The sequence below is a fragment of the Aeromonas crassostreae genome (assembly GCF_054052445.1).
Map to the genome: position 1 here is coordinate 1 of NZ_JBSTYM010000033.1, position 14,147 is coordinate 14,147.

General features: G+C 58.8%; 10 protein-coding genes and 1 pseudogene. 6 read left to right on the plus strand and 5 right to left on the minus strand.

All coding sequences use genetic code 11. From position 1 onward, the window contains the following. Positions 1-146 (plus strand): annotated as a pseudogene (locus ACW5W4_RS17540) (IS4 family transposase); the annotation flags it as partial. 60 nt (positions 147-206) lie between these two features. On the opposite strand, the gene ompA (ACW5W4_RS17545) reads toward ACW5W4_RS17540, so the two are convergent. The 3 genes from ompA (ACW5W4_RS17545) to ACW5W4_RS17555 form a co-directional block, all read right to left on the minus strand. Beyond that, positions 207-1,235, minus strand: coding sequence for a porin OmpA (gene ompA, locus ACW5W4_RS17545; protein ID WP_456690248.1), 1,029 nt, complete (start codon positions 1,233-1,235; stop codon positions 207-209). A gap of 399 nt (positions 1,236-1,634) precedes the next feature. Beyond that, a complete protein-coding gene (ompA, locus tag ACW5W4_RS17550; protein WP_456690249.1) occupies positions 1,635-2,669 on the minus strand; it encodes a porin OmpA in 1,035 nt (344 codons plus the stop codon). A gap of 291 nt (positions 2,670-2,960) precedes the next feature. After that, a complete protein-coding gene (locus tag ACW5W4_RS17555; protein WP_456690250.1) occupies positions 2,961-3,557 on the minus strand; it encodes a hypothetical protein in 597 nt (198 codons plus the stop codon). Between the two features lie 256 nt (positions 3,558-3,813). Here ACW5W4_RS17555 and ACW5W4_RS17560 point away from each other — a divergent pair, with 256 nt between their 5' ends. Then, positions 3,814-4,080, plus strand: coding sequence for a helix-turn-helix domain-containing protein (locus ACW5W4_RS17560; RefSeq protein WP_041993657.1), 267 nt, complete (start codon positions 3,814-3,816; stop codon positions 4,078-4,080). A gap of 87 nt (positions 4,081-4,167) precedes the next feature. Here ACW5W4_RS17560 and rssA read toward each other — a convergent pair whose 3' ends face one another. Next, positions 4,168-5,046: a patatin-like phospholipase RssA gene (rssA, locus tag ACW5W4_RS17565; protein ID WP_427263309.1), complete on the minus strand. Its 879-nt coding sequence runs from the start codon at positions 5,044-5,046 to the stop codon at positions 4,168-4,170. 189 nt (positions 5,047-5,235) lie between these two features. Here rssA and ACW5W4_RS17570 point away from each other — a divergent pair, with 189 nt between their 5' ends. From ACW5W4_RS17570 to ACW5W4_RS17585, 4 genes are all read left to right on the plus strand, one after another. Continuing rightward, on the plus strand, positions 5,236-6,285 hold the full coding sequence (locus ACW5W4_RS17570; protein ID WP_456690251.1) for an efflux RND transporter periplasmic adaptor subunit: 1,050 nt from the start codon (positions 5,236-5,238) through the stop codon (positions 6,283-6,285). Beyond that, positions 6,285-9,380: an efflux RND transporter permease subunit gene (locus ACW5W4_RS17575; RefSeq protein ID WP_456690252.1), complete on the plus strand. Its 3,096-nt coding sequence runs from the start codon at positions 6,285-6,287 to the stop codon at positions 9,378-9,380. Before ACW5W4_RS17570 ends, ACW5W4_RS17575 begins: the two co-directional genes overlap by 1 nt. Positions 9,381-9,481: 101 nt before the next feature. Further along, positions 9,482-9,862, plus strand: a complete 381-nt coding sequence (locus ACW5W4_RS17580) for a hypothetical protein (protein ID WP_456690262.1) — start codon at positions 9,482-9,484, stop codon at positions 9,860-9,862. A 97-nt stretch (positions 9,863-9,959) separates the two neighbouring features. Next, the gene (locus ACW5W4_RS17585) at positions 9,960-12,320 is read left to right on the plus strand and encodes a YgiQ family radical SAM protein (protein ID WP_456690253.1); all 2,361 of its coding nucleotides are present in this window, start codon (positions 9,960-9,962) and stop codon (positions 12,318-12,320) included. A gap of 76 nt (positions 12,321-12,396) precedes the next feature. Here the strand turns inward: ACW5W4_RS17585 and ACW5W4_RS17590 are convergent, their stop codons facing one another. Then, positions 12,397-14,121, minus strand: coding sequence for a hypothetical protein (locus tag ACW5W4_RS17590; RefSeq protein ID WP_456690254.1), 1,725 nt, complete (start codon positions 14,119-14,121; stop codon positions 12,397-12,399). Positions 14,122-14,147 lie beyond the last annotated feature (26 nt).

The window sequence follows — 14,147 nt, forward strand, 5'->3', positions numbered from 1 at the left end:
CGGGGCGGGTGGCGGAGCTGGAGAAGCAGGCGGGGCAGTTTGTGCTGCCGGCACGAAGAGAGCGAAGTTACCCTCGCTGCGTGAAGCCAAGGCCACAGAAGTACAGTGTGAAAAAAGCCAATAAAAACAATGCCAGTCAGCCTTAACTGACTGGCATTAGGCATCTGGGCCTCCTCTTCTGATGAACCAGATTCAGGCACGCAACATTATTGCTGCTGGACTTCCTGTACACCGGTGACGCGCACTTCGACGCGGCGATCCGGTGCCAGGCAGGCGATCAGCTCAGCCTTGGCCTTGATGCCGTCACACTGGCTGCCGGTGACCGGGTTCGCTTCCCCTTGACCCTGGATGGCGACCTTGCCGGCGGGCAGGCCCTTGCCGACCAGGAAGTCGGCCACGGTGCGGGCGCGCGCTTCAGACAGCTTCTGGTTGTAGGCGTCGGAACCGATGCGGTCGGTGTAACCGACGACCACGGCGCTGCCATCTTTGGGCTGGATCTCGACGATCTGCTGATACAGGCCGTTCAGGGCGTCCATCCCTTCCGGTTTGAGGCTGGATTTGCCAAAGGCAAACAGCACGTCGGAACTCAGGGAGAAGCTCTTGTCGACGATGACGGGCTCGGGCTCGGCGACCACGGGGGCGGCGACCGGTGCGACATAGGAGGTGCGGTTCGGGTGCAGCACCAGCTCAAGGGTGGCCACGCTCATGTCGGTTTCCCAGATCATGTTGTCGCTGCCGGTCTTGTTCTCGTCACCCACGTCCCACATGTAGCGGTAGCGGGCCTGCACGTCGACGAGATCGGACAGCTTGGCGGTCAGACCCAGGCCGGCCAGGGGGGCGATGCCGTTGTCGCTGTGGCCATTGCCGTTGGCGTGGAACACATAGGCACCACCTTCGGCAAAGACGGAGAAGATATCACTCAGGGGCAGACGGCCGATACCAGACAGGGTTGCGCCCTTGCTGGTGAAGTCGACGCCATCGATGCCCGCCTTGCCGGCATACAGATAGCCGAGTTCGGCCCCGAAGTTTTCGGTGAAGTTGTAACCACCGAACAGACTCAGCGCGGTTGCGTCCTTGTCCACATCGGCGTTCTTGCCGAAATCTTCCAGATCATGGGTGTAGGCCCAACCGGCGGCGATGCCGGTGTACCAGTCGTTGTCAGCAGCCTGGGCTGCGGTGCTGCCCGCGGCCGCCAGGGCCAGGGCAATCAGGGTCGGTGCCACTTTCATTTTCATCGTTATATCCTCGTTGAGTTTGCCGTGCCATTGGCGCGCACTCTTAGTCATATGCATCTCATCCGGGCAAAGCCCGAATGGCATATCTCCGTGTTGTAGCACGGATGGCATGAACGAATATGAAGGACTCCTGGCTACTCACGGTACCAAAGGCATCCGTGGACAACTAACCGGTAGAGACACTTTTAATAATTCATCCAATACCTTAGAAGCGGAATAACTGTATTCTTTTGGCTCACATTGATCAAGTTACCGAACGAATATGCAGCACTCTGGGGGGAGATAGGATGGACTTTGGCGAGGATCTGAGATAAGGCATCCGACAGTAGGTGTCGCAAGTCTGCCATATAAAGCAAAAGGGGACGCGATGCGTCCCCTTTGATCAGTATCTCGTGGAGATTACTGTTGAACTTCCTGTACGCCGGAAACGCGAACTTCTACACGGCGATCCGGGGCCAGGCAGGCGATCAGCTGAGCCTTGGCCTTGATGCCGTCACACTGGTTGCCGGTGACCGGGTTGGCTTCGCCCTGACCTTCGATGGACACTTTACCAGCGGCCATGCCTTTACCGACCAGGAAGTCAGCAACGGTACGAGCACGGGCTTCGGACAGCTTCTGGTTGTAAGCGTCGGAACCGATACGGTCGGAGTAACCGACAACCACGGCGCTGCCATCTTTCGGCTGAGCGTCGATGATCTGCTGGTACAGACCGTTCAGGGCTTCAACACCTTCCGGCTTCAGGGTGGATTTGCCGAAGGCAAACAGCACGTCGGAGCTCATGGTGAAGTTCTTCTCAACCACGACCGGAGCAGGAGCGGGCTCTTCCACGACAGGGGCGGCAACCGGCTCAACATAGGAGGTGCGGAACGGGTGGTAAACCACTTCCACGGTACCGATGCTCTGGTTGTCTTTGTAGTTGTCGCCAGAGGTGTTGTAGGCGGAGGTGGAGATGTCGGAGACATTCCACATGTAGCGATAGCGAGCCTGCAGATCCAGGGCGTCGTTCAGCTTGTAGGTCAGACCCAGGCCGGCCAGCGGGGAAACGCGAGTGTCGCTGGTTTCCAGACCGTCGGTGTGAGCCCAGTAAGCGCCGCCTTCAGCGAATACGGACAGGTCCTTGGCAACCGGCAGACGACCGATACCAGACAGGGTTGCGCCCTGGTTTTCGAAACGGGAACCGTTGGTGTTACCACGGCCGGCGTACTGGTAGCCCAGCTCGGCGCCGAAGTTTTCGGTGAAGTTGTAACCGACGAAGGCGTTGGCAGCGGCAGCGTCTTCTTCACCGTCTTTCACGCCATCGATCTTGTTCAGACCGTTGATGTGAGCAGCACCGGCACCAACACCCAGGTACAGATCGTTGTCAGCGGCTTGGGCAGCAGTAGCACCCAGGGTTGCCATGGCGATGGCAATCAGGGAAGGGGCCATTTTCATCATAAATATATCCTCGTTGAGTTACACGTTGTCACGTGCTTCGCACTTTTTGATTTATGTAAGCTGCAGGCTCTGCCAACGATGGCAAGGAGTCTGACAGGGATCCCGTGTTTCAGGATCTCTCTCATCCATGAACCATGGGGGGTGTGTTTACACACATAACGCCCCACCAGAAAAGGGTGTCAATCCGATGACGATGCGCACTGTATTCCCATTTCAAATCATGATCAAGCTCACAAAACAGGGGTGAGCCAATTTGTGTCGTTTGCTTCAGGAGTGGTTCAGGATTGTTACTTAGTGGTCTAAGTAGGTCCTATGTAGCCGTTTTTCGAGCTTCATATAGGCCCCAACCCAGTCAGAACAAGGGGCGGAGGGCTCCAGGCGGGCTGCCAATACGGCGAGCAGATCCTGTTCGGTGGCAGTATCGAGCAGGGGAATAAAGCTGAGCAGAAAATGTTTCGCCAGGTAGGGGTCGAGGGGCCAGATGTTGAGAATGGCGCGGGTGACCGGTTGCACGGCGGCGGGACAGATGAAGTGGCGATGACCGGCTTCCAGCCAGAGCGCCATCTCGCGCAGGCCGGCTTCGGGGACCAGCATCCCTTGCCCAGGCTCGCTGGCCAGGGGCATGGTGCGCCCATCTTGCAGCGTCAAGGGCCCTTCGCCTGCCATGACGCCGTCATGGGCGCGCAGGGGAAGCCTTGAGTCTGGCTGGGGGAGATAGAGGCTGATGCGCTCTGGCAGGGCCGCCAATATCTCGGCGGCGTGCGCCGCCATGGCGGCCGGTAGCAGCAGGGCTTCTGCCCGATAGTGCTGGCCTTGTTGCAGTTGCAGGGCCAGATCCTGGGGGGTTGCACTCGGATGGAGGCGGGAGATGATGCCGGGAAAAGCCATGTTTATCACTCTTTATGGGTAGTGGTGGGATTATACGGAGGATTCACTGGGCCTCCATAAAGGTTTCTCTTCGAGACTGTTTACCTCGAGCGACTGAGCGATTACCATCCCCGAGGTTTTTAAGGGTTGTCGCCAAAAGGCGTATATAAGATAGAGACTCGACCATAACGAGTCCGTCCAAAACTGATACACTTGACTACGAGTCGTCGCGAAAAATAAGGCGGAGTCAATCCGCCATACGGAGTATGGAACCATTATGAATTCAAACATCGACACTGTTGGCAAGAAGATCCGCCAGATCCGTGAAGCCGTCGGCCTGAGCCGTCCCAAGTTTGCCGATCTGCTGGGTGTTCCCCCCACAACCCTGAAAAACTATGAACTCGGTTACCGTGAAGTCGGTGGCGCCTTCCTGGTTGCCCTGGCTCATCACCCGGAACTGCACAAGTTCACCCTCTGGCTGCTCGCCGACAAGAAGGTCGCCGAGATTGGTCAGATAGGCCCGGACGATCTCACCAAAGGCTGAGCCTAGAGAGCGTTCCAGTGAGAAATGCCGCCCCCACACACAGGGGCGGCATTTTTTTGTCCGCATTTCGCCTGCGCGGTTCTGCCCTCAGGGGGAGAGCAGGCCGAGCCGGGTCAGCTCATCCTTGAGCTGATGGGCGTTGCGCTCGACACAGGCTTCCCCCTCCTCGATGGCGTCGGCCGCCCGGTGGAAGTCCATGATGGAGAGGCCGCCCAGGCGAGGGCAGAGCTGGATCTCGGGGGGGTCCCCCGCCATGCGGGCCCGGGTGATCCGCTCCTGCATGATGTTGAGGGTGCTGCTCATCACGTTCCACATGCCGGGCGGGGTCGGGCCCTCGCTGCGATTGAACCACTGACCGAACAGCTTGCCCTGGGCCGGCAAGACCTCCTCCTGCTCCTGGCCCCAGGGTTGGTGCAGGTCCGTGTTGAGGTTGACGGCGATCACCACCTCGGCCCCCATGGCGCGGGCCAGGGAGATGGGCACCGGATTGACCACGGCGCCATCGACCAACCACTGCTCATTGAGCAGGGTCGGGGTCAGCAGACCCGGCATGCCACAGGAAGCGCGCACGCATTGGCGCAGGGGGCCCTTCTTGAGCCAGATCTCGCGGCCGGTATCGAGCTCGGTGGCGACGCAGGAGAACGGCATGGGCAGATCTTCGATATTGGGATCCCCCAGGTGGCCGCCGGCGATGCCAAACACCTTCTCTCCTCGAAACAGGCCACCGGAGAGGGCGGGGTCCAGCATGCCGACCACCTGCAGCCGGGTGAAGCCGCGCACCCACTCCTCCAGGGCATCGAGGGCCCCCGCCGCATAGGCGGCGCCCACGAAGCTGCCGATGGAGCAGCCGGCGACCAGGTCGGGTTTGACCCCGAGTCGCTCCAGCCCACGTATGATGCCTATATGTGACCAGCCTCTGGCGGCGCCACTGCCGAGGGCGAGCCCCAATCTGGGTCTTCGTGTCACAGTTGTCTCCTTGTCGATGATGGTTTTGCCGTGTCAGGGGGCGAAAACGTGCGAAGTCCGCCTGCTTGCGGGTCAATGCTGGCGCCGAGCCTGTTACCTTTTGTCACACTTATACATAGCTGCGGCAAGAAGTGGGGCTAAAATGGCCCTCTATTGTGAAATTCATACCTTCGTTTACTGGATCCATCAATGAAAATGCGTAGCTGGTTGCCACTGACGGTGCTTCTCCTCCTGGTGCTCGGTGCCTGGTATTACCGATCCGGGGCGCCCGAGGTCAAGGGGGCCGCCCACACCGTCAACATCCGTACCCAGACCGTCAGCGAGACCCTGAGCAACCCCACCCTCAAGCTGGTGGGCAAGCTGGCGGCCAATCGCGCCGTGGTGGTGAGCCCAGAGGTGACGGGCCGCATCGCCCGCATTCTGGTGCATTCGGGTCAGCAGGTCACGGCGGGTCAAGTCTTGATCCAGCTGGACGCAGGCAAACAGCAGGCGGAACTGGCGGAGCAGAGCGCCAGCGTGCGCGACGAGGAGCGCAAGCTGCGGGACATGAAGCGCCTGGTGGCGCGGGGCGCCGTGACCAGCTCCGAGCTGGAGGGACAGGAGGCGACGACCGCCATGGCCCAGGCGCGGCTGGCCGCGGCCCGTTACGAGCTGGGGCTGCGCGAATTGCGTGCCCCCTTCGATGGCACTGTGAGCCTGATCGACCTCAGTGAAGGAGCCCTGGTGGGCACGGGCGACAGCCTGTTGCATCTGGACGAGCTGGATAGGCTGCGTCTGGATCTGGCGGTGCCCGAGCGTTACCTCTCCCTGCTGCGTCCGGGCATGGCGGTGACGGCGATCAGCGCCGCCTGGCCGGATCAGCAGTTCCAGGGCAGCCTGGAGACGGTGGACAGCCGGGTCTCCGACAGCAGCCAGAACATCAAGGCCCGCGTCATCTTCCCCAATCCTGCTGGCCAGCTGCGCCCCGGCATGCTGCTCAGCGTCGAGCTGGCGCTGCCCGCCCGGCAGATGACCCTGATCCCGAGCCAGTCGGTGGAGTACCTGGGTGAGCAGCGCTTCGTTTATCGCCTCGAGGCCGATGGCCGGGTCAAGCGGCTGCCCGTGGTGCTCGGCGAGACCCAGGGCGAGCAGGTCTGGGTCACCGAGGGGCTCAAGGCGGGGGATCGCATCGTGGTGGAGGGGCTGGTCAATCTCAGGGATGGCTTGCTGGTCAAGGATCTGGCGAAGGTGAACGGCTGATGTGGCTCTCTGATATATCGGTACGCCGGCCCCTGGTGGCCGTGGTGATCAGCGCCCTGCTCACCGTGTTTGGCCTGGTGGCCTTCGCCAAGTTGACGGTGCGGGAGATGCCGGACGTGCAGACCCCTTCCGTCACCGTCAGCACCACCTATGAGGGGGCGGCGCCCGAGGTGATGGAGAGCCAGGTCACCAAACCCATCGAGGATCAGCTCTCCGGCATCAGCGGCATCAAGAACATCAACTCGGTGACCCGCAAGGGGCGCTCCATGATCACGGTGGAGTTCAAGCTCGGCTGGAACATGGTGGAGGGGGTGTCGGACGTGCGCGATGCCATCTCCCGCGCCCGCATCAAGCTGCCGGACGGGGTGGACGAGCCCCTCATCACCAAGGACAGCGGCAACGGCGACGTCGCCATCTGGCTCAACTTCAGCAGCAGCCAGATGGACAGAACCGCCATGACGGATTACGCCAACCGGGTATTGGTGGACCCCTTGAGCCTGGTGGACGGGGTGAGCGAGGTGATGCTCTCCGGCGATCTGGAGCGGGTCATGTATGTCAGGCTGCGCCCGGTGGACATGGCCGCCCGCGGCATCACCATCAGCGACGTGGAGGCGGCGCTGACCCGGGAGAACATAGAGCTGCCGGGGGGAGAGATCCGCAACGACAGCATGACGGTGGCGGTACAGATAGCGCGCCTCTATCACACGGCCGCCGATTTTCGCCGCCTCCAGGTGACCACCGCCAGCAACGGTCAGCCCATCTATCTGGCGGACATCGCCGACGTGGACGTGGGGGCCAGGAACGAAGACAGCGCCTATCAGCGCAACGGCCGCGAGAGCCTGGGGATAGGCGTCATTCCCCAATCCACCGCCAACCCATTGGCGGTGGCCGAGGGCATCTCCCAGAAGATGACCCAGATGCAGCGTTTCCTGCCGGAAGGGGCGACCCTGGAGGTCGACTACGATTCCACCATCTTCATCAAGCAGTCCATCGAGGAGGTCTACAACACCCTGGCCATCAGCGCCCTGCTGGTGGTGGCCGTGCTCTATCTCTTCCTCGGTCAGGGGCGCACCACCCTTATTCCCGCCATCACGGTGCCGGTATCGCTGATCTCGGCCTTCATCGGCGCCTGGTATCTCGGCTTTTCCATCAACCTCATCACCTTGCTCGCCCTCATTCTCGCCATCGGCCTGGTGGTGGATGACGCCATCGTGGTGGTGGAGAACATCCACCATCACCTGCAACGGGGCGAGCTGCCACTGCTGGCGGCCTGGCACGGCACCCGCGAGGTGGGCTTTGCCGTCATCGCCACCACGGCGGTGCTGGTGATGGTATTCGTGCCCATCGCCTTCATGGACGGCATGGTGGGCAGGCTCTTCACCGAATTTGCCATCCTCCTGTCCCTCGCGGTGATCTGCTCCTCCCTGGTGGCGCTGACCCTGACCCCGGCCATGGGCTCCTGGCTGATGCGGGCCAAGGAGAGCACCAATCCGCTGACCGCGGCCCTGGATCGCGCCCTCGGCCGGGTAGAGGGTCACTACCGTCGCCTGCTTGGCTGGCTGCTGCCCCGCTCCGGCTGGGCGCTGCTGGTGCTGCTGCTCTGCCTGGGCGGCAGCCTGGCGCTGCTCAGGCTGTTGCCCGCCAACCTGACGCCGACCGAGGACAGAGGCGTGGTCTATGTGTTCGTCAAGGGGGCCGAGGGCACCAGCATAGAGCGGATGAAGCGCAACATGCAGCAGGTGGAGGCCGCCATCATGCCGCTGCTCGGCCAGGGCGTGGTGCAGGCCATGAGCTTCAGCACCCCCGCCTTCGGCAAGGGGGGCGATCAGACCGGCATGGCCATCATCCAGCTCACCGACTGGGCCGAGCGTGACCAGAGCGCCACCGTCTTCACCAAGACCCTGACCGCCCGTCTGTCCGGTATTCCGGATGTGATGATCCGCCCCTTCCAGCCCGGTTTTCGACGCGGCTCCACCGCCCCGGTGCAGTTCGTGTTGCAGGGGGGCGACTACGGGGAGCTCAATGAGGTGGGCGGCCGGCTCCAGCAGCTGGCCCAGCAGAGCGGCCTGATGCTCAACGCGGATCTCGATTATGCCGAGAAGACCCCGGAGCTGCTGGTGACCATAGCGCGGGAGCGGGCCAGCGAGCTCGGCATCCCGGTCTCCACCGTGGCCAACAGCCTGCAAACCCTGCTCGGCGGCACCAGCAAGACCACCTATGTCGACAGGGGGGAGGAGTATGACGTCTATCTGCGGGCCGATCAGACCAAGCTCAACGGCGTCTCGGATCTGAGCCGCATCTACCTCAAGGCCGCCAGTGGCGACATGGTGAGTCTCTCCACCCTGGCCAGCTTCAAGCAGGTGGCAAGCCCCAACCGGCTCAATCATTATCAGCGCCAGAAGGCGGTGACCCTGACCGCGGATCTCGCCCCCGATCGCACCCTGGGGGAGGCCCTCGATTTTCTCGACGGCTGGGCCAACGACAACCTGCCGGCCGGCATGACGGTGGATTACGCCGGCGACTCCAAGGATTATCGCGACAACCAGGGGGAGATGGCCCTGGTATTCGGCCTGGCCCTGCTGGTGGTCTACCTGGTGCTGGTGGCCCAGTTCGAGAGCCTGATCACCCCGGCCGTGGTGATGATGACGGTGCCGCTCGGCATCTTCGGTGGCCTGCTCGGCCTCTGGCTGACGGGGCAGGAGATGAGCATCTACAGCCAGATCGGCATGATCATGCTGATCGGCATGGTGACCAAGAACGGCATCCTCATCGTTGAGTTCATCAACCAGCTGCGCCAGCGGGGCCAGGGGTTCGAGGAGGCCATCATCTCGGGGGCGGTGCGCCGCCTGCGCCCCATCCTGATGACGTCGCTGACCGCCGTGATTGGCGCCGTGCCCCTGATGCTCTCCATGGGGGCGGGTTACGAGAGCCGGATGACGGTGGGGACAGTGGTCTTCTTCGGATTATCCCTCGCGACCCTGGTGACCCTGCTGCTGATCCCCGCCTGTTATCACCTCTTGGCCAAGGGGGCCGGCATGACGGGACAGCGCAGCCAGCAGGTGGATGAGGCGATAGGCAGCCGGCCCCAAGCATGACGGGGGGCACCATATGGTCAGGCCCAGGGCCAGCGCCATGACGCGGCGCCATCCATTGACTATATTGGATCTATCGTCTACCAGAGGTGCTCATCTTGGCTATGTCACGTCACGAGACGCTGCCCTTTTTCTGCCTGGGCTGCGGACTCTTGCTCATGGGGGCCGGCCAGCAGCCAAGTCTGTTGCTGGCCGGTCTGGCTGCCTATTTCATCGGAGGCCTGGCCTGGTATCAGTTCAGCCATCAGCAATGTCATGACAAGGGCAGGCGCGAGCGCGGCTGGCCCCTGTGGCTCTATGAGAGCCGCCCCTTCGTCATGGTGCTGCTCGGCCTGCTGATGGTGCGAGAGGTGACCCATCCCCTGTTCTTGCTGCCCGCCCTGTTCTGGGTGCTGCTTGGCGGTTACCAGTTGCTGCTGCGCCATCGCCACAGATTCTGGCGCCGGCGCGTCCCCGCCTTGCAAGCCTTGGTACACCATGGTTGAAGCGACTATCCCTTTCTGTTAGCAGGGACAAAAAGCCATCGCTCCCAGCGGGCGCGACCGGTATAATGCGCGACCCGAATTGTTCCAGGTGGTCAAAATGCAGCCGGTTACCAACCTCTTCTCCTATCCCCGTTACTGGGCCGAGTGCTACGGCACGGCGCCCTTCTTGCCCATGTCCCGCGCGGAGATGGACAAGCTCGGCTGGGACAGCTGCGACATAGTGCTGGTGACAGGGGATGCCTACGTGGATCACCCGAGCTTCGGCATGGCGGTCATTGGCCGCATGCTCGAATCCCAGGGTTTTCGGGTCGGCATCATCGCCCAGCCGGACTGGTCATCGAAGGATGACTTCATGCGCCTGGGCAAGCCCAACCTCTTCTACGGGGTGACCGCGGGCAATATGGACTCCATGATCAACCGCTACACAGCCGACAAGAAGCTGCGCCACGATGATGCCTACACCCCGGGGGATGTGGGCGGCAAGCGGCCGGACAGAGCCACTTTGGTCTATACCCAGCGCTGCAAGGAGGCCTATAAAGAGGTGCCGGTGGTCATCGGCGGCATCGAGGCTTCCTTGCGCCGCATCGCCCACTACGACTACTGGTCCGAGACCATCCGCCGCTCCATACTGCTGGACGCCAAGGCCGACATCCTTATCTATGGCAACGCCGAGCGGCCGCTGATCGAGGTGGCGCACCGCATCGCCAACGGCGAGACCATGGAGACCATGCAGGACATTCGCGGCACCGCCGTGATCCGCAAGGAGCCGCTGCCGGGCTGGCGCGGGGTGGATTCGAGCAAGCTGGATCAGATCGGCCGCATCGACCCCATCATGAACCCCTATATGGAAGGGGCGCCCTGCTCGGATGACGAAGGCACTGCGCCGGTGGAGCAAGAAGCCAAGCCGGTATTGGTGCAGCCGCCCAAGCAGAAGCCATGGGAAAAAACCTACGTCAAGCTGCCGGCGTTCGAGCGGGTGAAGGAGGACAAGGTGCTTTACGCCCATGCGTCGCGCATCCTGCACCACGAGACCAACCCGGGCTGCGCCCGCGCGCTCTCCCAGGCCCACGGCGATCGCATCATCTGGGTTAACCCGCCCGCCTTCCCGCTCGAAACCGACGAGATGGACGGGGTGTTCGGCCTGCCTTATCAGCGGGTGCCGCACCCGGCCTATGGCAACGAGAAGATCCCGGCCTACGACATGATCAAGACCTCGGTCAACATCATGCGTGGCTGCTTCGGCGGCTGCTCCTTCTGCTCCATCACCGAGCACGAGGGGCGCATCATCCAGAGCCGCTCGGAAGAGTCGATCCTCAAAGAGATCGAAGAGATCCGCGACAAGGTGCCGGGCTTCACCGGCGTCATCTCGGATCTGGGCGGCCCCACCGCCAACATGTACAAGTTGCGCTGCAAGAGCCCCAAGGCCGAGCAGACCTGTCGGCGCGCCTCCTGCGTCTGGCCCACCATCTGCCCGCACATGGACACCGACCACAGCCCGACCATCAACCTCTATCGCAAGGCGCGCGACCTCAAGGGCATCAAGAAGATCCTGATCGCCTCCGGGGTGCGTTACGACATCGCGGTGGAAGATCCGCGCTACATCAAGGAGCTGGCCAAGTACCACGTCGGCGGCTACCTCAAGATCGCGCCGGAACACACCGAAGAGGGCCCGCTCTCCAAGATGATGAAGCCGGGCATGGGCAGCTACTACAGCTTCAAGGAGCTGTTCGACAAATATTCCAAAGAGGCGGGCAAGCAGCAGTACCTGATCCCCTACTTCATCTCCGCCCACCCGGGCACCACGGATGAAGACATGGTGAACATGGCGCTCTGGATCAAAGCAAACCGCTTCAAGCTCGATCAGGTGCAGAACTTCTACCCGTCGCCGCTCGCCAACGCCACCACCATGTATTACACCGAGAAAAACCCGCTGGGCAAGGTGAGCCGTCAGGGCGGGGACGTGTTCGTGGTGAAAGGGGAGCGTCGCCGTCGTCTGCACAAGGCGCTGCTGCGCTACCACGATCCGGCCGGCTGGCCGATGATCCGCGAAGCCCTGCTGGAGATGGGCAAGGGCCACCTGATCGGCAACGGCCCCGACTGCCTGGTGCCGCCGGAAGGCCGTGGCGAAGCCAAGGCCGAGCGCAGCCGCAGCAAGGGGCTGAAGCCCGCGTTGACCCGCCACAGCAATATCGTGCATCAGCGTGGTAATGGGGCTGACAGCAAGGCTGCTGGTGGTAAGGCGGGCAATGGCAAGCCAGTAGGCTCCCAGCTCAGCAAAGGGCTCGGCAACGGCAAACCTGCCGCGCAAGGCACAGGTCAAGGTAAACCGGCCGGTAAACCCGCTCACAAGGGCAAGGCCCCGACCCGCGCGGGTTCAGCCAAGCCGGGCGCCAAACCCGCCACTCAAGGCGGCAAGCCTGCGGCCAAAGGGAATGGTGCCAAGCGACCGGCTCGGTGATATTACTGATTGGAAAGCGATAAAAAATAAAAAGGCGACCGGATGGTCGCCTTTTTATTTATATCGTCTCTGGCTCTTAAATTGTTACTGCGGAGTCCAAAGCTGTAATCTCTGAATACAACTTTATTAAGTGCTCTATTGTTAAGTCTAATATCGGTTCATACATAAAAGAATTGAGATGTATATTAGAGCTAACAGTAATACTGACTTTTTCTAGACTTTTTATTGCGTCGCTATCCGGCTGTTCAATCACATAGGATTTAATTAAAGTACCAAACTGATTCATGGACTGGCACCAATATGCATCATTATTTTTAATTTTCCGTATTTCTTGAATGAGAAATATCTCTGACTTCATGCGGATTGCCATTGATAAAAGGACCTTATCCTCTAGATTAAGCCCGTCATGTTCAACTCTGTCTTTTATTTCATCTGATTTCGAAAAAAGCAAGTCTATGAATGGGGTAGTATTGTGGACAGGATAATTTGTGCCAAATAATCTATTATATATATCATAATAATCCCCTATGGTTATTTGTGCCGTATCCTCTTTCCAGTGCAATAAACTGGTAAGTTTTAAATAATCGATGTCGCTTTCACCTTTGGTATATTCAAGGAGGTTTCTTGTGAAAGGCACAGTGGTACACAAAATAACATCATTATTATAAATATTCTTTTTCCACTTCCCAATAAAATAGTTTTTAATACCCTCGGCTTGGGATAGTTTTATACCTTCTTTTGTTCTATTTGCCATTAAACATCTTTCACGATGAACAAAATTATTTGCCAAGGTTCTAAAGAAATCAAAATTATGTGTTAAGATTAATTGTGAAAAATAGTCTACTCTCGAGATATCTTCAAGATATTGTATGATTGCATGTTTGTTCTTGTAATCGAAGGAATCAGCTACATCATCAATTATAAAAAGAGTCTCTTCTGACTTGATTTTTCTAGCTTCCACTTCGAATATAAAATTCAGGAGGTAAAGAGCTCTCTTCTCACCTTGACTTAAAGACTTTATTTCGCTTCTGGTGCAATCGATCTGATCCTCTCCATCCTTAAATGTAAATTTTAATTTTGCTTTATCTTTTCCTAACGCTGCATCTACTTGGTTATATAGTGAAAGAGTGAAAGGCATATCAACAAAACGACTATTAAAAAGCTCTATTGCCTTAGACCATTTGGGGGCCTCTGATGCAGCATCCGCTTCAATTTTTTGTAGTTCATCTTGATTAGATGCGTAATCTGCTAGATAAGCCTCAGTGTCAGGTGTGTTTTGAATATAGTAAGCCCATAAGGTCTTTTTAAATTCAAGTTGATTTTTGGGTTTTACATTATGTAATAGGTAATCAACTTCTGTTGCTGAAATGCTTTCTAATAGAGTGGCTAATGTTTGAGTTTGTGCATTCTTGGCCAAATTAACTCTTAATGTTTTGAGCTCTTCATCGCTGTCGATTGATTCGTTCACTACTCTAAGCTTTTCTTGCAACCCTTCAAAATTAAGAGAGACACCATCTCCCTGCAAGTGGACTTTATGTCCACCAGTAAAGTAGCCTTGTTTGCTTAAAGTGGTAAAAGCTGCATCAGCTTTAATCGGATTAAAAACACCTCGGCTATATATTGTGCCGGCCTGATCAAACAATGCTTGATATCGCTGATTAAACTCATTTGATTTTGATATAAACTCAGGGCTTTCCAGTATTGAAATAGCTCTTGAGTCAAATATGTCATTATATATGAATTTGCTCAAATCATCACTGAGAGGAATTGTCTTTGCCAATTCAATCGAAATCTGGGACACCCACCTTTTTGACAGCGATGTAGCCC

Excerpts from the sequence above, each read along its gene's own strand:
- ompA (WP_456690248.1), bottom strand. The coding sequence starts at position 1,235 with ATGAAAATGAAAGTGGCACCGACCCTGATTGCCCTGGCCCTGGCGGCC.
- ompA (WP_456690249.1), bottom strand. The coding sequence starts at position 2,669 with ATGATGAAAATGGCCCCTTCCCTGATTGCCATCGCCATGGCAACCCTG.
- ACW5W4_RS17555 (WP_456690250.1), bottom strand. The coding sequence starts at position 3,557 with ATGGCTTTTCCCGGCATCATCTCCCGCCTCCATCCGAGTGCAACCCCC.
- ACW5W4_RS17560 (WP_041993657.1), top strand. The coding sequence starts at position 3,814 with ATGAATTCAAACATCGACACTGTTGGCAAGAAGATCCGCCAGATCCGT.
- ACW5W4_RS17570 (WP_456690251.1), top strand. The coding sequence starts at position 5,236 with ATGAAAATGCGTAGCTGGTTGCCACTGACGGTGCTTCTCCTCCTGGTG.
- ACW5W4_RS17575 (WP_456690252.1), top strand. The coding sequence starts at position 6,285 with ATGTGGCTCTCTGATATATCGGTACGCCGGCCCCTGGTGGCCGTGGTG.
- ACW5W4_RS17580 (WP_456690262.1), top strand. The coding sequence starts at position 9,482 with ATGTCACGTCACGAGACGCTGCCCTTTTTCTGCCTGGGCTGCGGACTC.
- ACW5W4_RS17585 (WP_456690253.1), top strand. The coding sequence starts at position 9,960 with ATGCAGCCGGTTACCAACCTCTTCTCCTATCCCCGTTACTGGGCCGAG.